The sequence below is a fragment of the Kaistia terrae genome, from assembly GCF_026344005.1.
GTDB classification, from domain to species: domain Bacteria; phylum Pseudomonadota; class Alphaproteobacteria; order Rhizobiales; family Kaistiaceae; genus Kaistia; species Kaistia terrae.
This window is the reverse complement of sequence record NZ_JAPKNH010000003.1, coordinates 479,289-499,405: the sequence shown is the minus strand read 5'-3', so window position 1 is coordinate 499,405 and position 20,117 is coordinate 479,289. Positions and strand designations below refer to the sequence as shown.

Here is a 20,117-nt window from a genome sequence, read left to right as displayed (position 1 = left end):
TCTACTCAGAGTTTAGATTAGCCAGCCAGAATCCGGATCCGCCGTCTCATCGTTGCTGTGATCTCCGGCACGTCGCCTTTATAAATCTCGCGTAGTGCCTCCAGCCAGCTGCGCTCCGCTTCTGTCTCTCGAGCCGCACCGAAGCTTTCTTCCAGCAGGCTAAGGAAATCTTCGTCGAACCATGTCCTAAGGGTGAGGATAAAAAGTTGACTTCGGTTGCACTCAAGAACCTCTGCGAGAGTCTCAACTATGTGCAGTGGCAATCTCCGCTCGCCTCTTAAGAATCGATAAATAATATCTAAGTCTTTAAATCCACACAGCATTGCAATCTCCTGAAGACTGTAGGTTGATTTTTCTACATATTCTTCAATGTATCGACAAACTGGCGAATGCTTTTCTGGTGGCATTTTATTTTCGCTCCTATATTAATGTATAATTATGTATCGTTTATAATTTAATGGGTCGATCGTGGGTGTTGATCCGGATTGCCCGAGCCTAGGCGGGGCTATTTATTTAATTCCTGACGGATGATGTCTCGAGATGTTTGATGAGCCTAAGGGGGACGCAGATGGTTTCCTTCGCCAGATCGAAAGCATCGCGTCTATGCGCGGCTTCACTCTGCGGCGAGCCTCATCGCGATCCAGGCCTTCGAGAAGCAGCCCATCGTAGTCCGTCATATGGTGGCGAAGGAAGTTTTGCATCGCAATGCCGACCTCCCTGCCTAGGGTGGGTCCTCGCCGTCTCTTCTTGGCGATCTCGACAGCGAAGAACTCGATCGCGAATTCGGGGCAACTAGGGTGATGAGTCCTTATGTGCTCCGCGACCGATTGCTTCGAGAATTTGGGCATGCCGTGGCTCCTCGCTAACGAGTGAGCTCACTAGTAGTCATATCGAACCCGATGTAAGCAAATGCTTACTTGTGATTATCTTGTGGACAAGAGGACGCGCGGAATCCGATATTAGTCCGCCGCGGCCATTAGCACTTTGATCCCATTCGCAAATATATACGGCTTGCAGCCTCTCGCTGTACCTAGACGCTTGATCCGCATTGGGATGATGGATGTATAGAAGTGCTCAAACAGTTCCTCCCCGGCTATCTGCTGTCTAACAGCGACTAACGTCCTTCGCGGAACTAGGGCGGGATCCGCCCCACGGGGAGGATGCGGCGTGTGACCGCCGCATCCGAGTAGGGTTGTCAAGTTTAGCTGAAGGGGAGGGGTTCGATAAGCTCGGCGAGGGTGCGACGAATGTCGTCAACCGGCTCCTTGTTCTCCGGATTGTCATCCAGCATTTCCAGATGGAAACGCAACCGGTCAAGAACTGCGATCGCTGCGTTTCGGTTTCCGCGAAGAAGGCGCTGTTCGTCAGTCAACTCATCCCAATCATCGTAGTCTACCAGGATCGCGCCATTCCCATCCCGGTCAACCGAATGGGCCTTCTGGTCGCAATGGCTATAATGTGAGGCTACCTCCCGGTAAAAGGATGCCATCTTGGGATCGTGCTTCTCGGTGTCCTTGGCGACCATTTCAAAAAAATCGCGGATCGGCATAGTCATTCCAGACAATCCGCTGCTCTTCTCAATCGCCTCCGGGTAAGAGAAGGCGTAGCAATTCGCGTTGCCATAAGGCGTAATGGCATTTGCCATTTCAGTCTCCACAAAAGTTCACGGTCCGGCAGGAAGCTGGCCGCATTGGAGAACCGCAATAGTGAGGAGTAACCTGGAAGACTGAGTCGTAACGTTGGGCATGAGTTCGATCCATCAACTGATATTACTTACATTGTAGCGGGATCCGTGTGCGACCGCGCCAGAAATATGTGCTTTCTCGGCAACAAATTGATCCATTGAGAAGCCGCAACTGCTGTCGGACTCGACTAGACCTATGTGCGGACGCTGTGCAGACGGCAGTGCAGCTGATAGAGCGTGCATGGTGAAGTGAGGCCCGCCGAGGTGAGCGGCGGGCCTCTGTCGCTCTAGCGTGCTGGCCTGTCGCCCCTTTCGAGCCATACAACGTTGTCGCGCACTGACGAGCGGTTGGTAGCAGCGGGCTTGCCATCGCCAGTTGCGGCTACAGCGTGCGACGCCTGGATGTGTGCATCGGTCATGCTATCCTTCATCGACAGCACCTCATCCACGATCTTGGCGGCCAGATCATACGGGCACATCGCATCCTTGCTCGTCACGGCGTGATCGATCATCTCCCCGATGGTGCCGATCAGCTCGATGCGCGGGCTCAGCTCAAACTGTGCGGAGGGGATAATCGCCATTATGCGGCCTCCTGCTCGACCTTCGCGGCCCTGGAGATAATCCGGCGAAGGTCTGACTTTGTTGCCTTCTCAAGGGCGAGATCCAGCAACTGAGCCGTGATTGAGGAGTTGAACGTTGATGCGGCCGCGAAAGGCTGCTCTGACTGCTTAACAAGCGCTGTAAGACGTTCGTGGTGGTTTGTCGACATGGGGGCGCTCGTGCTAAAATGCTTTCTCATCGCTTCATCCTTTTGTTTGCGATGTCTCAAGGGCGGGCCGGTCATGCTCGGCGTCCAAACTTTGCATGGCTGTCCGCTTGCTCTGGGCTAGACGCCCTTGACCTTCCATTGCGGGAAGGTCCACCGAACCCGCTTATCAAGCTGGTCCAGCAACTTCTGCAGCCGAACGATGTCGGCTAGTGCCTTCTTCTTCGCCGCGGAGTCCGAGAGGTCAGCCTGTTCAATTTCAACAATCTTGGCCTTCAACTTCTCCCGCTTGTAGCTGTTGATCACGAGGGCGAAGTTTGATGCGGCGGAAAGCAAGTCGTCCACAAGACACTCTGCGCGACCGATAGACCTTTCAAAACCGGCGTAGTGGCTCTCTTCCGGGTTGTCCTTCCAGTGCAGTTCAGTCTCGCCATCTACCGAATGCGGGCCGCTGTCGTCGTCGAAATCCGGAATGGTGACCTGCGAGGCGTGGAGATGAAACACGCCAGAGTCCCAATCGCCGTAGCCTTCCGTCCTCTTAAGCCATTCGAAAAACGGCTCCTGCAGGAAGGGATAGGTGCTGTCAGGCTGAAGGCGTTCCTGCTCGCGCTGCCGCTCAAGCTGCTTTTGCTTCCGTTGTAGTGCGGTAAGGGCCATATGTTTGCCTCCTTGTGATTGTGAATATAGTTTTCACGATCACGGATGTCAAGAGGCGGCGCTGATTAGCTTTGGCTTCGTGGCTGGCTCGATCGCTTCCACGAAGAAGCAGTCGTTCACTTCAAGGCCGCACGCGGGTGACAGCGTGTGTGTGCCAAACGCTGACAACATGCCGCTGATCATGTTCGAGGATCCTCGGATCCTTGCCGACGAGCCGGATAGCAGTCGCCTCCATCAAGTCGAGGATGAGGTCGGGCGTGCCGAACTGCACCTTGAGTGTAGAGTCGTCTACTGGCGTTCTTGGGCGTCTCCTTGGGGGGGCGGCCTATGAGTGTTGCCGCTCGACCCGCCCGCCTTGCGCGGCCCTATTCTCCACGCCTACCGGAACGTCTCCAAGTGATCGAACGCATCGAAATCAAAGTTGAAGCGTGATTCACGGCACTGGCGCCGGGACCGGCATCACATGCAGAGGAGGATTGCAGGCCTTCCGGAGACGCTTGCGTACAGGAGCGCGCTGCTGCTTCCCTCCTTCCTCGATCTCAGTCGCTCAGTCGGAGGCCGACGATACGTTTGGAAATCCGAGGCCGCTCTCCTATCTCCTCGATTGGCATCAACTGCGTAGACTCGTCTACGCCCTATCGAGCGTCGCGTGGGTTGGTTGAGCCTTGCGCGCGCGAAAAGCTATCCGGCCTGACCAGGTCTGCATTCGTGACGGATGGGTTCTAGGACTCGCTGAGCGCGCTTCTCTGTTCGACGTGAGATGCCGCTCAGCACGTAACGGATCGAGCCAGTGAGCACCCCTGACGACCCCTGAGCATGCCTCATGCTGATGCTCAGGTTGTCACTTCTCGCAAAAACGCGAGATCGGGGCCGAAGTGTCAACATAAGGTAAACTATTGGTTACGTTCGGGCCTCGATCCGGGTCATTTGGTTGACGCGGAGGCATGTTCCGGGAGCCCAATCGGCAGGTCTGCGGCAGATTGGGAACTGCTAACGTTACATTAAGTTGTCAGTCCAGCGGTTGAATGTAAACTTTCAGACTGGCTTCGGTGGGTCCAGGTCGCAGTTGTCAACGCGAAGATACGACTTGAGTTAGGATAGGGAGAACATTTAGGCCAGCCGAGACATGGGAGGTTAGGATCCCCGGATCTTGCGGGCACAAAATGCATCCCCATCGAACCCGTTGTTTTTTTCTAGGACTTCACATCCCCCTTATCCCGTCCGCGCGACAAGCAGTCGGAGGAGAGGTGCGAGTAGCGGAGGAGGGCCAGAGATCCTTGTGACCGCTGATGGTCGAACTTCGATAACGTTCAGACCCAGCTCGAACAGGCGGCTGGCACCCTCATGACGGAGATCATGGAACCGCAGAGATTGGATTTCAGCCCGCGCCAGCCTACGCCGCCATGCCTGCTCCAGCGATCTGTGCGACATCGGGAAGGGAAGATGTCGCGGCTCGTCCGGATTGGCGTTCGCCTTCCAACTCACCAGAGCGTGCGAACGCACGTGGCACCTCGCGCACCACACCGTTCATGGTGATGTCCAACGTGAAGACGCGGCGATTGTGCGAGAGATCGGTCTAGGTCAGTCCGAGAAGCTCACTACGACGCGTTGCCGTCTCGATGGCACAAGGATGAGCAGCGTCTTGAGATAGGGCGTCTTGCCCCCACCAGGCGAGCAGCAGGCGCTGTTCTTCGTCGTTCTGGAGGCGACGCTTGCGCTCGTTCTTGACGCTCGGTCGGCGCACCAGCTTGGCGACGTTGCGACCGAGAGGATATCCCCAATCCCGGATCGCGGCTTCAAGGACGTGGAGAGGATCGCCATCTCGCGCAGGGTAGTTGCGGGACTGACCGAGGCAAGGCGCTCATCCCGGAATAACAACATGTCTGACGGAGAGCGCCCGCCAACGTCCGACACGCGATCTGCATGCAATCATCCACCGAATCCGGCTGCTTGGTACGGACCATCTCAGGCGGGCCTTCTGAAGGGGCTCGCCAGGCGTGTAGGGAGCCTTGCTGGCGACGATCTCGAGCGGTCTTATGTGTGGCGAGCGGATTCTTTGCGCCAGCCAGCGGGCTCGTTTGCGTCGGGAATGCCCATAACCAAAAAGCGCTTCGAATCGACCAACATCGAGGCGGTTGTCCAGTCGATCTTGTGCGGCATCGACATTCTAGAATAGTCAGGGTGGCCGCTGATAGATGACTGAGAAGCCAATTGACGACCGCAGTGAACCTCGTCGCGATCAAATCCCGGAAATTTTTGGGTCAACTCACCTATAGGAGATCGCCCGTATCGAAAGTTCAGCGGCGACTCGTTGGACGGTATGCGCTGGTGCCTGAGATCGACCTGCGGGACTTTACCTGCCGTTCTGTGATCGACTGGATTTCGTTGCGCCTGTGGCTGGGACGCGAGACGCAGCATCAATGGCTTCAGCGAGATTTCGAGGATGCATTTGGTTCGAAGAGCTTCATCGAGGCGCTCAACAAGCGGCCTGGCGGTGTCTCAGACCTATTCGAGTTCCGCGTTCAAGAGCCCGACCTAGTCAAGATCCGAAGTCTCTGTCGAAAGCTCTACATCAAGTATGACCTTCAAGCCCCGCCGATCGTCAGCCAGATTGAGGTCAGCGTCGATTTCACTCCAAGAAAGCCGAGCGATTTCGCGCGGGCAAAGCTGTTCACCGTGCTCACACACCATTTTCAGCCGAGCCGGGATGTAATGAGCAATCGGCGGGACCGTCCTCGTTTCACATTCGGGACTGGAGCAAAAAACACAGTCGGAGTTATTGGGCGTCCTAGAACCGCGAGCAGCGACAATGATCACTTCTTGATTTCAACAGCTACGGATCGTCAGCCCTTCGTGGATGCGACCTATTACGTTGGCGCAGAGGATGCCGATATTCGATGGCGCATCATGGACAAGGTCGTGGATCGTCAGAATAAGGGGGCCGGGACTATTCTCGTTTTGGATGACACGAAGAAGCGCGTGCGGGTCGAGGTGACGCTAGATCGCCCGGAAATTGCCGCCCTTGGTGTCGATGTTCTTGACGACTTGAAAGGGCTTCGATTCTCGCGGCTCCAGGCTAAAGCGTTTGCGTTTGTGCTTCCTACCTTCCTGGATCCCAATCGGGTGGGGCCAAGCGTGCGTACTGCGGTACAGGTATGGAAAGACCGACAACGGATGGAGAAGTTCCTGAATGCTGGGGCCATCGGTTTGCAGGCAATGGACGGGGCACTGGAGCGACGGATGAAAGCACTGAGGCGGAAATCCCAGTGTGATCTTGCCAAGAAGGGATTGAAGCTGAAGGTGCCGGCGCGGACTGGTGTTGGTTCATCCGGGACTTTTGTATCCTACGAGGCGATGAACGAGCGGGTCGGGGTGGCACTTCGGCATCTGGGAGAGCGCGTTGCCGCTGCTTTCTCTACCCCTGAGAAGGACCTGTGATGTGTGATCCGAGTGAGAGAAGGGGGGGAGCATGTTGATCAGTTCGAACAAGTTATTAGGTCAGCTCTCAGGCTAATGCACGACTATCCTGGCGCTGTGCGGCCCGTTGCTTCCGTACGGAGGCCAGTCCGCCGATCCATGGTAGGAAAAACTTGTCGATCACGATGGCGTTCCCGGCGTCGGCGCCCTTCGAAGCGATTCATTCCTTATTGTGGTCCGAAAGCCGACCGGGAATTGCAATTTTCAGATGCATTGCGTGATAGAAACACGTTACCGGGCTTCCTAAAGGCCCGTGCGCCTCGGGGTGAACGAACGTCAGCTTTCGAAAGCGAGCGATGCGACCGTCCGCTTCGGGCGAACTGGTCACCGTGGCAGATGGGACCGACGCTTGCCGTTACCTGAGTCCACCTCACTATCAGGCTTGCTGAAGGAAGTGATTTCGCGCCCCTCCGGTCTAACCTCGCCGAGGTCCAGCAGCCGCATCGCGGGTCCGCGATGATCCACTCTATTTTCGGCCGAAGTTGGTGTGCAGCAATCGCGGCAATCGACCCGGACGCTTCGTCAACATCTGAGGGACTGCAACACGCACCTAGCCGGCACCTTCGATGTTGTGACAGTTGAGCACGCAACGCGGGCTTGTTGCGACAGGAGGCTTTTCGCGTGAAACGCTGATCTGCTGCTCAAAGAGACGGTCAACTAGTTAAAGACGTCCTGATAGCAGCAGGGTAGCATCCTCAGGTTATCTTTTATCTGACGCGCAAGTTGGCGGGCATCCATCCCAGTTGCAGTGCCAAGCTCGGTCAGGCAGTCATACGCTTCCCAAGGCATTAGCGGCTGGTCTCCAGCCCGCGCGAAGGGCGCGTCGGTTTCGGTGAGGATGCGATTCAAGGGCATCATGGATGCAAGATCCCGCCCCTTCCGCGATCTGAGCATCGCGGGCCCGATCGAGAACCAGCACCCCATCGCAATGGCGCGTTTCAGTTCCCGCGTCGTGCCGCTGAACCAATGCAGAACGGGCACGCCGGCGCCAGGTTGCCGCTCCAACGCATCCAGGACGAGGGTCGCCGCTCCGCGCGAATGGATCGTCATAATCCGGCCACCGTGTGCCGCACACGCCTTCAGTATCCGATCGAACACGGCGCGCTGCTGATCCATGTTGTCACGATGCGCGGGGCCGCCATCAATGCCAATCTCGCCGACATAGCGGGCTTCAGGCAGAAGCCCGCACAGGAGCGCGACCTCGCTGTGACGCTGCGCCACCACCTCCGGATGCAGGCCGAGCGCGACCCGAACCCGCTTCCTCGCGCCAACCAGCTTCCTCGTCCCACGCCATGCCTTCGGTGTCGTTGTTACTGCCAGTACGTATGTTCCGCGGGCATCAATGCCCTCGAGAACGGCATTTGGATCGGGGTAGAGATCGAGATGGCAATGGAAGTCGATCAAGGAACCCTCAGGCTAGTGTGCAGTGCGGCGAGTTCAGCAATGCCATTCTGCACAACCTGACGATAGGGGGCAAGGTCACCCAGGAGCTGTCTGTTCATGGCGCCTCCCACCAGCTCATCGATACCATGGCGGCGTACGGTCTCCACCGCGATCGCTACGGATCGCACGTCGTCGAACCCGGCATGGCGAGCATCATTTTGCCCAAGCGGCGTGTATTTGTACCCGCCACTCGTGGTGTCCGGTTGGCCCCACGCGAGATAGGCACCGCGCCGGACCTGGCACGGCACGCACCGCCCGCAATGCTGGAACCCGGTGCGAGAGTAACGGCCACAACTGGTCGAATCGTCTACGAGCTTCTGCAAGAGGTTCAGGTCCGTGCACCCCCGGAGCATCTCCCCCTTGGTCATGTGCTCGTAGGGATTGTTGATGCGAACCCGCAGAGCGGCGGCGTCCAAAGTCTCTTGGATGAGACGCAAGAAGAACGGGTGCGTCGTGCGGGTGCTGAGGGATCCGGTGCGCAACGGTGTGAGCGGGACGTTCTGGCTGATGAACCCGTTCTCCGGCACACGCAGTTCGACCACCGCGCCATCGGCGTATTGCTGTAGACAGGTTGCGGCCATCACCCCGAAGCCGAGGAACGCGATCGAACGCGCACGCTGCGAACGCTCCGAAGCATGAGGTGGACGGGCGTGGTGGTTGAGCTGCAGATGCAGGCTGCGCGGGGAGATGCTGCACGCGAACCGCTTCTGATCCTTCGTGTCGCCCTTGGCCATCTGGCTGACCAAAAGCGGCGTCAGCCCCTCGCCGACGGCGTCGATGGCGCCGATGAGACTGTCCATGCCACCGGACAGCAGACAGACCATATCCTCCGGAAGCCGCCGCGTGGGGCCGCGCGGTGCTGATGTCCCACCGCCTCCCACGAATCGGACATCCCAGATGTCGCCGGACAAGAAGCGGAGGGCCTGAGTGAGGCGGGTTCTCTGGGTATTCCAGAAGTCCGGCGCCGCCACCGCCACGGTCAGATCGATCTGGCGTGTCCATCCATCTGGGCTGCGCTCCCTTGACACGGCCTCGTCCGCCGCCACGGCCGCCATTGTGAAGGAGGTGAAGTCCCACGCTTGACCGGACGGGCTGAGGCCAAGCTTGCGAAGACGACGCGGAACGAGGTCCCCCACCCGGCCGCGCCCCGGAATGCGCGAGTTCGAATAAATGTCGAACCGGATATCCATGCCCGGCACGTCGGGCAGATCCGGCGGAATGCAAACTATGTTCGTCATAGCCCGCCATCCTCCTCAAAGACCTCGAACGCCTGCTGGATGGCGTCCCGCGATATCCGGCCGATCACGGCCCGGCCCACAGCGCCGTTTCGAGCGCGCTCCGCGGCGTATTCGGCCGCCACGACCTCGCGCACATAGTTCTTCATCTCCTGCAAGCGCTCGAGCCCTTCGCCCTTGGTCGGCGCCTTGCCTATGATCGCCTTACCCACATCGAGTTCGATGCGGTGCGCGACGTCGTAGCCGAGGGTCGAGGCCGTCACCTGATCCACCTGGGCGGGTGAAAGGTTTGTAAGGTCATTGTTCTGAACGAGGACGTCGGCAAGCGCGCGAGCGACGGAGTCCCGCGTCGCTTCCGCGTCCTGCGAGCCGTCGATGGGCCTAATCGCATCAACGAGGATGTCCGCAATCTCGCCCGGCGTCCGGCCGGCGAGCGCCTGCGGGTCGATGCCGAGATCCTGTGGGAGCGGTTGTCCGTTGGCGAGGGATGTGAGCGCATTGTGAAGCGAACTCGCCGCCGTAGCCGAACCGCCCATCCTACGTGCCGCGTTCCGGCTTCCGCCCATGCCGCTGCGCGAATAGTGGCCGAGGCCGCGACGCAGGTGCCTTTCGCGATCCGCGCCGCCGCCGGCGAACTTCCCTAGGGACGTCCGCACGCCGCGCCACCGACCAGGCTGGGATGGCGCCGCCGGCTGCTGCGGCTGCACCTGCGGCGGGGGCGGCACCTCCGGTTGCTGCTGCTGAGGTTGCCGCGGCTGATGCGCGGGCGCCGGCCCGGGGCCCTGCGGCGGCAGCTGTTGGGAAGGTCGAGGCTGCGCAGGCGGATTATCGACCCATGGCGGGACGATGGGAATGTCCGGGCCTGAACCTGGACCGCGGCTGGATGCTGACGTCCCCATCAACTGGTCTTTCCTGCGGCCACGATCGCCTTGCGGGTCGGAGTGGCGATGTCGAGACGACCTAGGAAACCGGTCAGCACCCGCCGGCCCCATTCGACTTGGTTGAGACGCGGCGCGATGCTCGCCTTGATCTGGGTGGACGGAACCTCGTTGAAGAAGGCGACGATCGAGGATTCGGCCGCCGGCGACGCCCCCGCCAGAGATTGCAGGGCGTTGAGAATCGGCGGAACACCCCAGGCCGTCTCCTGCCTCGCCTTGGAGATCACCTTGTCCGTGATGCGCGCGATCTCCTGGTTGGTCAGCCTGGCAAGCTCGTCATTGACCGTCGAGCTCGAGGAATTCATCCGCAGCAGCATGTCCAGCACCTCGATCGCATCGGAAGAAAGCTCGTCGGCGCGCGAGATAATCGGATGGCTTTCTCGCCCCACATAGAGGGCGCCCCGCAGATCCCTTCCGGCGAGCGGCGGATCAAGTGAGAGCCAATTCTGGTGGAAAAGGTCGTTCCAGGGCTTCTCCAGCGGCGGCGCCGCCTCGTTGTTGCGGGCCCGCGCCTCCTTGTCGGCGAGGAACTCGGCATGGCCGTCCTCGGACTCGTTCACGGCGCGCAGCAGCTCCGCATAGGCATCCTTGTCACCGCACCGCTCGAAGAGCAGTAGCTTGACCAGCACCTCCTCGTCCACCGCCACCGATTGGATCCGCGCCATCGACGTGCGCATCGACAGTGTGTTGAGGAAGCGCTTGATCAGGCGTGGATTGCCTCGGATGTTCGGCGAGGTCGTGAGAATCGGCGCGATCCGCTCGGCAAGCGCCAGCCTGTTGATCAGGCCCGACGAGCAGTTCGACACGAGCCCCACCACGAATGCCTTGTCGACGCGCTCGCCCTTCCAGGTCTCACCGAGGCGACGACAGACCTCGAGGCGGATATCCTCCTTCTGGTCGTCGTCGAGGGATTCCTCCGCATCGACGAAGAGCATCATTAGGTACGCGCGGACCTCTTGGGTGCCGAGCGGTGGGACGCGGATCGGGAGCTGGATCAGTTTGTCGAAGTAATTGGTGACGAGGTCGTCGTTAAGCGCGACATCCTCGAAGTGCGTCCGCACGGCCTGGCGGATCATGCCTTCATCGGCGGCGATCACGAAGGCGGTGTGCTTGAGGAATAAGAAGAGCCTCATTGCCTCAAGCGTGGCGATGGCGGTCTTCGGCAGACAGCGGTCCAGGTCGTCAATCAGCACAACAAGGGTGATGTTTAGTTCGGCTAGCGTTGCTTCGAGATCGTCGCGGAACGCCTGAATCGCCTTGCGGGGCGTCTCGGAACCCTCGTCGCTCGACTTCTCCTGGGGCTTCTCGTTGTCCAGCAGCTCCTTGCCGCCCTTGATCCCCTCGGCGGTCAGCTCCTTCACTCTCTTGAGGTCGTCGCCCGACACCTCGCCATCGAGCAGGCCGCCCATGGTCGCCATCCCACCGGCGATGAACGGCGTGATCTGGCCCTGTGTCATGTAGTCGAACAGCGCCGATCCGGCGAGACCGAGCACGCGCAGCTTCTTCACCCGACCAAAAAGGCTCGCCGCACGCTTGCGGGCCTTCGCGCTCAGCGTGTCCTTCTTCTCGACCGCCTGCTCCACGACCGCTGCGGTGATGGTCTCCATGAGCGCGGCGCGGGCGTCATCGTAGCTCTGGTACAGCCAAGCGTTGAACTCAACAAAGCGGATGTCGACGTCTTCGCGCGCCTCGAGTGACGTTCGCAGCAGCTTCATCATCGATGACTTGCCGACGCCCCAGTCGCCTGAGATCCCAAGGGACAAGGGCTCCCCTTTCGCGCCGACTATCCGCTCTGCGGCGACTTCCGCAACGTGCGAGAAATTGACTAAGTCACGAAGCGTTTCGTTGTCAGACCACATAGCGCGGTGAACTCCCCCGTTCCCACCATGTTTCTCGCTCTGGTTGCGGAGGTCAAGGGCGATCCGCGCGCTCGCATGGGTCGTGACTAAAATCACTGAGGCGTGCAGAACTTCAGCTGCGATCTGAGCAGTGGCGGGCCGCTTTCGACCAACGGCGTCACAGCGCTCAATGCGCTTCAACGAGACACTAATTTGGCTTTGAGCAAAGCCTCAGACATTTGGAAGCGGCGACACCACAAGCATGTTCGTGGCTCAGCAGCAGGAGATAATTGCGGTCGGGAGAGGCTACGGCTGCGGCGGCAGCCACTGAACGGTGCCCGTATTCCGGAGACGGCGCAGTGTGGCGATAGCCTGGTCGACCGTCACATCAGGGAGCTGCATCTGCTCGGGAAGATCAAAGAACAGATCGCTTGCCTGCTCGCCGGCGATGCCTAGGAACTCTGCGGCAGTAGTCTCGATATCGTCAGCGTCTGCCTCGGCTGCTTCCTGAAGGGTCGCGCCAGTCGCCAGAAGAAAGCAGTGTCCGGCAATGCAGGCGACTGTGCGACAATTGGGGAGGCGGTCATCCAATATGCCAGCGCTGACGTTCCGTGGCCCTATATAGGTCCCCATATTGAAGCCGATTTCCTCTCCTTCGACGGAAAGGCGATCAGACTCCAGTTTCAGGATAAGTCGTGCAATATTGGACGCGTCTGGCAATGGAACCTCCTGTGTTGTATTCACTTTTGTAGAATACAACTGTTCTCGTTGGGGTTCAGAAGGGTAGTCTTGTTTCAGTTGCCAGATCTTCAGTGGGGTCGATGTCCACGAAGTGGCGTTAGGCAATCATGCCCATCGTTATGCCCGGTATAAATGCGCAAGGTCGAGGCCCGGAAGGCGATGGTGTTGATGATCTCGACGCGGGGCTTTAAGCTTCCCTCGTCAATGGAGCCATAGCCCTATTCGCTTCACGTCGTGCCGATACAAGCTCTACGGCCTTCCCCACGAGCGCGCATGGGATCAAAATCGCCGTCAATATTGCCGCGCTATTCTGTCCGAATGATCGCTAATTGCCGGTTGAACCGTGGCCGGGAAGTTTGACGTGATGCGTGAGTTGGAAGTCCGAATGAAGAGCTCGCAGCTGAAAAGGCACAAAGCACGGATCGCTCGACAGGCTGGTTCACGTCGGGTCAAAAGTCGCATGACCGGTAACCGCGCCCCGGCCGAAATCAAACTCAGTGCTGAAGTCATTGAGTGGATTATGGCCCTGGCAAGTCTTTTGAACGCCGAAGGCTGTCCCAAGCCGCGTCCGAAGCTTGGTCATCTCAAAGGCAAGGGAAGCTTGTCGCTTGAGCAAGCCCTCGCCCCGATGACCGCCGAAGAGCTCAAGGAGTGGGAAGGGGGAGATTGAGGCTCGTGCTCGATCCCATGCCCCTAATGGGGAAAGTTGGAATAAGAGAATGTGGCGAAACTTGGCTGTCCGGCTTTTGCCGACCAGTGCGAGCCGCAGCTCGGTAGGGACTGTCCCCGCTGATAGAAAACTGAGGGGCATATGAGGGTGGGACGAAGTACGAGAACGAGAAGAGAAGGTAGGGCCTGCTATTGAGGCGATGTTCCGAAGGTGGAGACGGTCGTTCAATGTTACTGCGCTGACATCTCGCCCCCTCTCTATAGGTGCCCAGAAGCCCCCTGCCAGCGGTCGAGCCAAGTGCAAAGGCAAACCCGAAGGAGGCCAGCCGCCATCTGGTCGGCGTTCGACCATGTTCCGCTCTATGCCTGGCTAAGTTACCAATTAAATTGATGAATTATATATGATTGGTCCGCTTCTATGGTTCGTCATGGCCGATATAGATGCGAAAGGTCAAGGGTGCGGTAGGCGATGGAATTCACAAGCTCGACGCGAAGCTTCAGCGTGCCTTCCCGCGTCTTTCCGTATCTGCTGGTCTGTGTCCGCTTCTCATGACCGACGATGGTTTCAATCTCGTTGTCCATGAAGCCGGCGAGCCGAAGCTGATCGGTGACGGTGTGGCGAAGGCTGTAGGTGACGATCTTCTTGCTGGTCTTAACGCCGATGTCCGTCAGGTAACGATTGAACTCGCGTGAGAACTGCGCCGCAATCTGCCCCTCTTTCGGTATCTCAACCTCGGGAAATACCTGCTTCTGCCCGGCGTCGACCATCCTCTGACAGTGCTTTATGAAGCCAATACGGATTAGTTCGGGATGGATCGGCACTACGCGCTTGGAATTCTGGTTCTTGGTCCTCTTGTTCTCGTCTTCGTCGTTGATGTCCATGATCCAAACATCGCCGACCTGCCGAACATCGCCAGCGTGTAGCTGCGCAATTTCTGCGGGCCGCGAACCGCTGAAGGTCATGATTAGCGGTATCCAGAAACGATGATCGCGCACTGCGACGTTGCCGGGCTTGTCCAGGTCGCGCCATTCTGTGCCCTTGCAGGTCGTGAACAGAGGCGAGTGGAACAAGGTCGTAAGCGCTTCATCGGTGAACGTGTCGCGCTCGTTCGCCGGGCCATTCTTCTTCGGCAGCATGTCGGCGACAGGGTTCGCGTCGAGGTAGTCATTCGTCTTCAGCCATTTGCAGAAACCGCTGAGGCTGGCGAGATAGCGCCGGATCGTGTTCCGCGTCAGTGTGGGCTTCGGTGTGGCCAAGGTTTTGTTCTTGGTCACAATGTCGAGGATCTTCATATCCTTGAACACTGCCGTCTCGGTCGCCTTCACCGGCCACGCGGCCAGGACTTCCTTCCACTCGCGAACCATGCGCTTGTCGATTGCGGACGCGCGCACCCGTGGCCCGACAAAATCGGAGAAGTGCTGCACGTCGCGCCGGGCCTGTCCGAAAGTCTCCGGTCGGATCTCGTTCGGATTCTCTGCCTGATACTTGGCGAAAACCTGCATGATGGATTCGCCAGTTGAGCCGATGGGTTCCGGGCGTTTCACTGGCTCAACAATGATCGGATCTTTGGGCTGGCCCGTGAAGTCGCCACGGTCGCGCTCGGCGTAGCGTTCAAGCTGCTCGATGTCCGCCCGCATGAGCTTGAAGCAAAACTCCCGGTAACGGGTGCCGCCACGCTCGATGTTAAGCCCGTTGCCCGCTAGGAAGCGGTCGGCTTCGACCTCGATCAAGCGAGTGTCGCCGCTTGCAAGATCGGCGCGAAGGCGGTTGAGCCGGGAAGTTCGGCGACGTGCGGCCCATGACGCCTTGTTCGCGAGAACTTCAACGTCCGTCATGGCGTTGATCATGGCGATAGGACCAGCTTCCGCCGCGCCGGATCGGCGGGCGTCAGTGAACGCCTTGTCTATCGCTATATCGATTTCTGCGGCTGTTGGTCGGCTTGCTCGCTCCCGGTCGCCTTCCTCCACCTTCGCCGTATAGTGCTCCCAAACTGCAACATCTACGTCGGCATCGGACAGGTCGCGGCGACGGCGCATATCATCAAAGGTGCTGATCCACTGGTCGAGATGCGCGGCCAGCCGGCGCTTCGCTTCGCCGTAGTCCTTCGTTTCGAGGGAGCGCCAAACCTGTTTCTTTCCGCCCATGGCGGCCTGGAGATCCGTAGGGATATGGACAAGCGCGTAGTAGACCGCGCCGCGTCTCATGAGGTTGTTTTGCCGTGCCATCGGGGCCTCTCCCGGTGCTAAACGTTAGCACCAAACATTAGCACCCCTTCTACCTCTAACCCTATGAATTACAAGTTCTTTTCGTGATATCAATGGCTTAGTATGGGCGAAAAGGAGCCTCGCTGAAACTCCAGGTTCCCCAGCCACTTAGTTTTTCCAAGTAAAATCAAGTGCTTATACGAATATTTGTATTGCGCTTCGGGGCTTTCATGTCGGGTCATTTTGCGACTGAATGTCTAGATTTTCCAACGTTTCACATGAGGCGACGGCAAGTCGTCGCGACATGAAACGCCTCTACTGGGCCGGCTCCTGTTGACGCTCGACTTTGATTCGAGCAGCCTCCTCGTATTCAAAAAGGAGGGGGCATTGGAAGCGGACAAATTGCGGCGGATCGCAAAGGCACTGGACATCTCGGTCTACGAGCTGGATCGCCTGACCTGGCATCTCAATTCCAGCAAAGACCGGCAGGTAGGATCTATGCTCGCAGGATAGAGTTTACGGAGCCCATCCCCCCTGAGATCGCCGTGAAGATAGCCGGTCTCAAGGTCAACGAAGTACCGACAGATCGCGGCGCTTTGGCGTTTGGGTTCTATGATTGACGCCCCTCCGGATCTCGGACACGCTCGGCGCTCATCGGAGGGGGATATCCATGGAAGACCGAACTGACGCTCTTCTCGCAAGCGCGCTGGGCCTTGAGCAAGATGAACTTGACGAGCTCGATTACCGTCTTGATTCCAACGAGAGCGACGATGGGCTCGTATATGGCTACATAGTCACCGTCGCTGACGGGAATGATCCCGAGCTTCTATCGAAGATAAAGGGGCTTGAGGGCGATACCGTGCGTCTGGATGCGTGAGTGTTTGACACTCCAGATGGCCCCGACAATGAGTAGAGGAGCCCTCCGTTCGGGTGTCACTGCATCGGCCACGTGCGGTGATCGGTTTCCACGACGTGATGCAAATCCGCGATTTCGGGTTTGAGGGGGCTCCGAAGAATTGCGGACACCCCGCGCGTCACACGAATGGTTCAAGGCGCCTTTGTGATGCAGGCGCCTTTGCCGTCATCTCGCAGGCTCACGGCGCCACCCCAACACGCGGTTAAAGCAGGGTGCTTGGCACGCCCTGCTTTGCGCGACACCCAGGGCGGCGCCAGCTGTTGGTTTCCCTTTCAGCGACCCGCCCGGCGCTTTTCCAACGCGACCATGGCCTCTGCCAGCGCGAGATCCGCCGGGCTGGTGATCTTGATGTTGCGCGTGCTGCCTTCGACGAAGGCCGTGCGGATACCCGCGACTTCAAGCACTTCAAGCAGGCTCGGATCCTGCGACACATCCGCCGCATCGAGCGTGCTGTAAGCACGGCGCACTGCTTCCGCGGAGAAGACGACAGGCTTCTGGCCGATCAGTACATCACCCGGCGCATGAAGGATCTCGCCATCGAGCCGGTAAAGGTATTCCGTATTGACGATTCCGGGGGCTGAAGCCCCATGCGTCTTGGCTGCCTCGATCAGCAGAGATACGGAGGCAGCCGTCGCGAAGGGGTGCACGACGTCATGCAGGATCAGCCATGGCGCCGTCGCTTCGCCGATCAGCTTGCGGGTCGTCTCGCTGCGCGTCGCGCCGCCGGCGATCAGCGATACACCGGGGCCGCCCACCAGCGAGCGCGCGCGACTGAGATCTGCGGCGGGAACAGCGATGACGATGCTCTCGACGAGGTCGCGGAAGAGCGCGACCGAGCGTTCCAGCAAGGTCTCGCCATCGAGGCGAACGAACGCCTTGGGCCCGAGGCCGAGGCGCGATCCGCTTCCGGCGGCCTGGATCAGGGCCTGGGCAGCGTCGCACGGCCGATCATCAAGCCCGGACATGGTCACTCCGTCGAAACAGGTAACGCAGAAGCCTACCTAGAGACCGCCTGATGGATCTGCCGCGCCCTCGGCGAACATCCCGGGCCCCGGCGAAGAACGCCTCCTGGCCGTGCCGGTTGATCCTGTCGAAGCAGGCGGGATCAAGCGGGTTCACGACAGGCGGCGCGCGCGCGGCGATATAGTCCTGCTTGCCGGCCAACCAGTCGCGCAGCGCTGCGCACAGGCGCTTGAAATCCCTGCGGACCGTATCGTCCCGCTCCAGCATTGCGCCGACAGCCATGGAAAAGTGCTGGTGGGCGCCGTGCACGTCCCGGAACGTCAGGCCGCCATCACGATCGAGATCGAAGAAATGCAGGAGATTGCAGTGATTACCGGGATCGAGCCGGTGATTGAACATCTCAAGCCCGCGCGAACTCACCATCAAGGTGTGTGAGCCGTCATGGACGGAGAAAGCCTTGCGGATGTCCATTTTTACCGCATCGGGCTGATTGGCGGTAAAGTTCTGCGAGAAAGCGAATTGCCGCCGGGGCGCAGAAGCGAGGCTCTGGCCGGACCCGGCGAACGGCAGCTCCGGTATGACGCCGAGAAGATCGAAGCAGGTGGCGGCGAGGTCGATCGTGCTGGCTAGGCCATGGTCATTGCCGGAGGGGAGGGATGCGTCGCGGATCATCAGCGGGCAATGCACGATCTGGGTGTGTGGCTCGACGCCGTGTAGTAGCCCGTTCTTGAAGCCATGGGTCCAGTAGTCGTCGCCATGGTCACCGAAAATTACGACCGTCGTCTCCCCCAGCAGCGACTTCCGTTCCAGCAGGTCTAGCATCCCGCCGAGGGCGTGGTCGGCAACCGCACAGGCGCCGCCGATCAGATCGTCGAGCCCTTGGGCATAGGGCCCCAGCGCCATTGCATGCTCGACGTGCGTCACCAGGTTCCAGACATAGATTGCGAAACGATCTGCGTCGGTCGCCTCGTCGAACTTCTGCAGCAGCGCGTCGAAATCGTTGGTCGACCAAACGGGCGGAAGCGTCTCGGCGAGAAGCGGCAGCATCTTCTTGCCCGGCTGCATGCTGACACCGAGAAATTCGGTCCGATATCCCGCCCTGCGGAGGGTCGAGAACAGGCTTGGATTGTTGGCGGCGGGTTTGGCGATGGCGAGGGCCGTGTCCATCTCGCAGTCATTGCCATGAAAAAGATACGCGAGGACCATCTGGGTCGATGTTGCTGACGAGAAGTAGGACCGGTAGACCCGCGATTGCGGCATGAATCGGTTGAGATTGGGGAACGCCTCCGGAAAGGACTGGAGCGTTCGCCAGGAAATGCTCTCCAGATGGAGAACCACAAGATTCCCAGGTTTCACGGAACGGCAAGCTTTGCAAAAGGCGTGACGGGAGCGGATGGCAGCGGGCGAACGGTCATGACTTCGCCTCGCGCCAGCCTCGGAAGATCGCCCCGAAATCGAGCCCGGTGAAATTAGGCCTGGAGCGCCAGTTGCGGCCCTCGCGCGCGCCATGGCGCTCGAAATGATCCCAGCCGCTATTGAGGTCGCCCTTCGCGACGTCCCGTCGAACGTCGGGATTAAGGGCTAGATAGAGACTTTCATCAAACAGCGCCCTGTCTGGCAGCGCCGATGCCCCGGTAGCACCGTCCGGCATGTCGGACCGCCCCCTCGCTGTACCGGTACCGAGATCGGTGTAGCGCCGCCAGGGTCGGACAGGCTTCAGGGTCAGGTTTCGTTCGTCGATGAGGTGCTGGTAGCCGATCGCCTGATGCTCGTTGCGAGGATCGATCGCCCGGAATTTCTCGTAGCGCATCTCCCGGTCGCGGCGATCGATCATGCTCAGATGATAGAGATAGGCGTTCATCCGCGCCTGCGGCGCCGCGTCGAGATCCGGAGGGAACCATGGCCGGTGCATGGCCGATTTCCGCTGACTGATGTTCGACGGGACCCTGAACATGCGAACAGTCCAACGCGGGCCGCACCGGCCGTCGGCCCGGAACTGGTCAGGGCCATTCCAGAGGTTGACGATCCGAACCAGCCGAAGATGGCGGCCTGTCTCGTCGCCATGCATCGCCTCGGCCTTCAGACGCCGCAGAAAGGAATCCTCAAAGCGCTCGTCCGCGTCCGCGCAGAGAACCCAACGCGCGCCCAGTCGCGCCGCCTCTGTCAGCAACCGGTATCGATTGCTGGCTTCGTTAGCATGCGGCGCGCCAGCGCGGCTCTCGCGCAGGAGGGAGACGACGCGGGTTTCACGATGCAGGATTTCGGGGGTGCTGTCGGTGGAGCAATCGTCGAGCGCAACGATGCCGTCCACATGGTCGCGAATGTGATGAAGGAAGCCGGGCAGATACCCTTCCTCATTCCGTACCGCGATTAGACAGAAAATGCTCACCCTGTTCCCTTAGTGGGGATCGAGGAGCGTTTGTGACCCGGTCGTCCTACAGCTTCCCCTAGCCCGATCGCTCGTTTCTACACCAAAATCTTTCCGTGACAACGGCCGCATACCCCCTTATCTGGCACGCTATTCGGGCAAATCGATCTGGCTGGCTTGGTATCGACCTTGTCGGTGAGCTTGATCAGCCTGCCGA

General features: G+C 59.4%; 17 protein-coding genes and 1 pseudogene. 3 read left to right on the top strand and 15 right to left on the bottom strand.

Annotated features, from left to right (window positions below; all coding sequences use genetic code 11):
- Positions 1 to 17: 17 nt before the first annotated feature.
- The 5 genes from OSH12_RS11945 to OSH12_RS11925 form a co-directional block, all read right to left on the bottom strand.
- Positions 18 to 407 carry a hypothetical protein gene (locus OSH12_RS11945; protein WP_266343770.1) on the bottom strand — a complete coding sequence of 130 codons (390 nt, stop codon included), beginning with the start codon at positions 405 to 407 and terminating at the stop codon, positions 18 to 20.
- Positions 408 to 509: 102 nt separating this feature from the next.
- Positions 510 to 848 carry a DUF2293 domain-containing protein gene (locus OSH12_RS11940; RefSeq protein ID WP_266343769.1) on the bottom strand — a complete coding sequence of 113 codons (339 nt, stop codon included), beginning with the start codon at positions 846 to 848 and terminating at the stop codon, positions 510 to 512.
- 353 nt (positions 849 to 1,201) lie between these two features.
- Entirely contained in the window at positions 1,202 to 1,645 is a 444-nt protein-coding gene (locus OSH12_RS11935) for a hypothetical protein (RefSeq protein WP_266343768.1), read from the bottom strand.
- Between the two features lie 326 nt (positions 1,646 to 1,971).
- Complete coding sequence (locus OSH12_RS11930) at positions 1,972 to 2,265, bottom strand: hypothetical protein (protein WP_266343767.1); 294 nt, start codon at positions 2,263 to 2,265, stop codon at positions 1,972 to 1,974.
- A 305-nt stretch (positions 2,266 to 2,570) separates the two neighbouring features.
- Positions 2,571 to 3,107: a hypothetical protein gene (locus tag OSH12_RS11925; RefSeq protein ID WP_266343766.1), complete on the bottom strand. Its 537-nt coding sequence runs from the start codon at positions 3,105 to 3,107 to the stop codon at positions 2,571 to 2,573.
- A gap of 2,211 nt (positions 3,108 to 5,318) precedes the next feature.
- On the opposite strand from OSH12_RS11925, the gene OSH12_RS11920 reads away from it, so the two are divergent.
- Positions 5,319 to 6,545, top strand: a complete 1,227-nt coding sequence (locus tag OSH12_RS11920) for a hypothetical protein (protein WP_266343765.1) — start codon at positions 5,319 to 5,321, stop codon at positions 6,543 to 6,545.
- A gap of 696 nt (positions 6,546 to 7,241) precedes the next feature.
- Here OSH12_RS11920 and qatD read toward each other — a convergent pair.
- From qatD to OSH12_RS11895, 5 genes are all read right to left on the bottom strand, one after another.
- The gene (qatD, locus tag OSH12_RS11915; RefSeq protein WP_266343764.1) at positions 7,242 to 7,988 is read right to left on the bottom strand and encodes a Qat anti-phage system TatD family nuclease QatD; all 747 of its coding nucleotides are present in this window, start codon (positions 7,986 to 7,988) and stop codon (positions 7,242 to 7,244) included.
- Positions 7,985 to 9,265 (bottom strand): Qat anti-phage system QueC-like protein QatC, encoded by a 1,281-nt coding sequence (gene qatC, locus OSH12_RS11910; RefSeq protein ID WP_266343763.1) that lies wholly within the window; start codon positions 9,263 to 9,265, stop codon positions 7,985 to 7,987. Before qatC ends, qatD begins: the two co-directional genes overlap by 4 nt.
- On the bottom strand, positions 9,262 to 9,969 hold the full coding sequence (qatB, locus tag OSH12_RS11905; protein WP_266343762.1) for a Qat anti-phage system associated protein QatB: 708 nt from the start codon (positions 9,967 to 9,969) through the stop codon (positions 9,262 to 9,264). Before qatB ends, qatC begins: the two co-directional genes overlap by 4 nt.
- A 191-nt stretch (positions 9,970 to 10,160) precedes the next feature.
- Complete coding sequence (locus OSH12_RS11900) at positions 10,161 to 12,059, bottom strand: KAP family P-loop NTPase fold protein (RefSeq protein ID WP_266343761.1); 1,899 nt, start codon at positions 12,057 to 12,059, stop codon at positions 10,161 to 10,163.
- 285 nt (positions 12,060 to 12,344) lie between these two features.
- On the bottom strand, positions 12,345 to 12,758 hold the full coding sequence (locus OSH12_RS11895) for a hypothetical protein (protein WP_266343760.1): 414 nt from the start codon (positions 12,756 to 12,758) through the stop codon (positions 12,345 to 12,347).
- 406 nt (positions 12,759 to 13,164) lie between these two features.
- On the opposite strand from OSH12_RS11895, the gene OSH12_RS11890 reads away from it, so the two are divergent.
- A complete protein-coding gene (locus OSH12_RS11890; RefSeq protein ID WP_266343759.1) occupies positions 13,165 to 13,449 on the top strand; it encodes a hypothetical protein in 285 nt (94 codons plus the stop codon).
- A 425-nt stretch (positions 13,450 to 13,874) separates the two neighbouring features.
- Here OSH12_RS11890 and OSH12_RS11885 read toward each other — a convergent pair whose 3' ends face one another.
- Positions 13,875 to 15,674 (bottom strand): site-specific integrase, encoded by a 1,800-nt coding sequence (locus tag OSH12_RS11885; RefSeq protein ID WP_266343758.1) that lies wholly within the window; start codon positions 15,672 to 15,674, stop codon positions 13,875 to 13,877.
- Between the two features lie 649 nt (positions 15,675 to 16,323).
- On the opposite strand from OSH12_RS11885, the gene OSH12_RS11880 reads away from it, so the two are divergent.
- Positions 16,324 to 16,530 carry a hypothetical protein gene (locus OSH12_RS11880; RefSeq protein ID WP_266343757.1) on the top strand — a complete coding sequence of 69 codons (207 nt, stop codon included), beginning with the start codon at positions 16,324 to 16,326 and terminating at the stop codon, positions 16,528 to 16,530.
- A 311-nt stretch (positions 16,531 to 16,841) separates the two neighbouring features.
- Here OSH12_RS11880 and OSH12_RS11875 read toward each other — a convergent pair whose 3' ends face one another.
- From OSH12_RS11875 to OSH12_RS26255, 4 genes and pseudogenes are all read right to left on the bottom strand, one after another.
- Positions 16,842 to 17,534 carry a 2-C-methyl-D-erythritol 4-phosphate cytidylyltransferase gene (locus tag OSH12_RS11875; RefSeq protein WP_266343756.1) on the bottom strand — a complete coding sequence of 231 codons (693 nt, stop codon included), beginning with the start codon at positions 17,532 to 17,534 and terminating at the stop codon, positions 16,842 to 16,844.
- Positions 17,521 to 18,792, bottom strand: a complete 1,272-nt coding sequence (locus tag OSH12_RS11870) for a sulfatase-like hydrolase/transferase (protein ID WP_266343755.1) — start codon at positions 18,790 to 18,792, stop codon at positions 17,521 to 17,523. The genes OSH12_RS11875 and OSH12_RS11870 overlap by 14 nt, the downstream gene beginning before the upstream one ends.
- 151 nt (positions 18,793 to 18,943) lie before the next feature.
- Positions 18,944 to 19,444, bottom strand: coding sequence for a hypothetical protein (locus OSH12_RS11865; protein ID WP_266343754.1), 501 nt, complete (start codon positions 19,442 to 19,444; stop codon positions 18,944 to 18,946).
- A gap of 210 nt (positions 19,445 to 19,654) precedes the next feature.
- Positions 19,655 to 19,921, bottom strand: a pseudogene (locus tag OSH12_RS26255) (glycosyltransferase family 2 protein); the annotation flags it as partial.
- Positions 19,922 to 20,117: the final 196 nt, after the last annotated feature.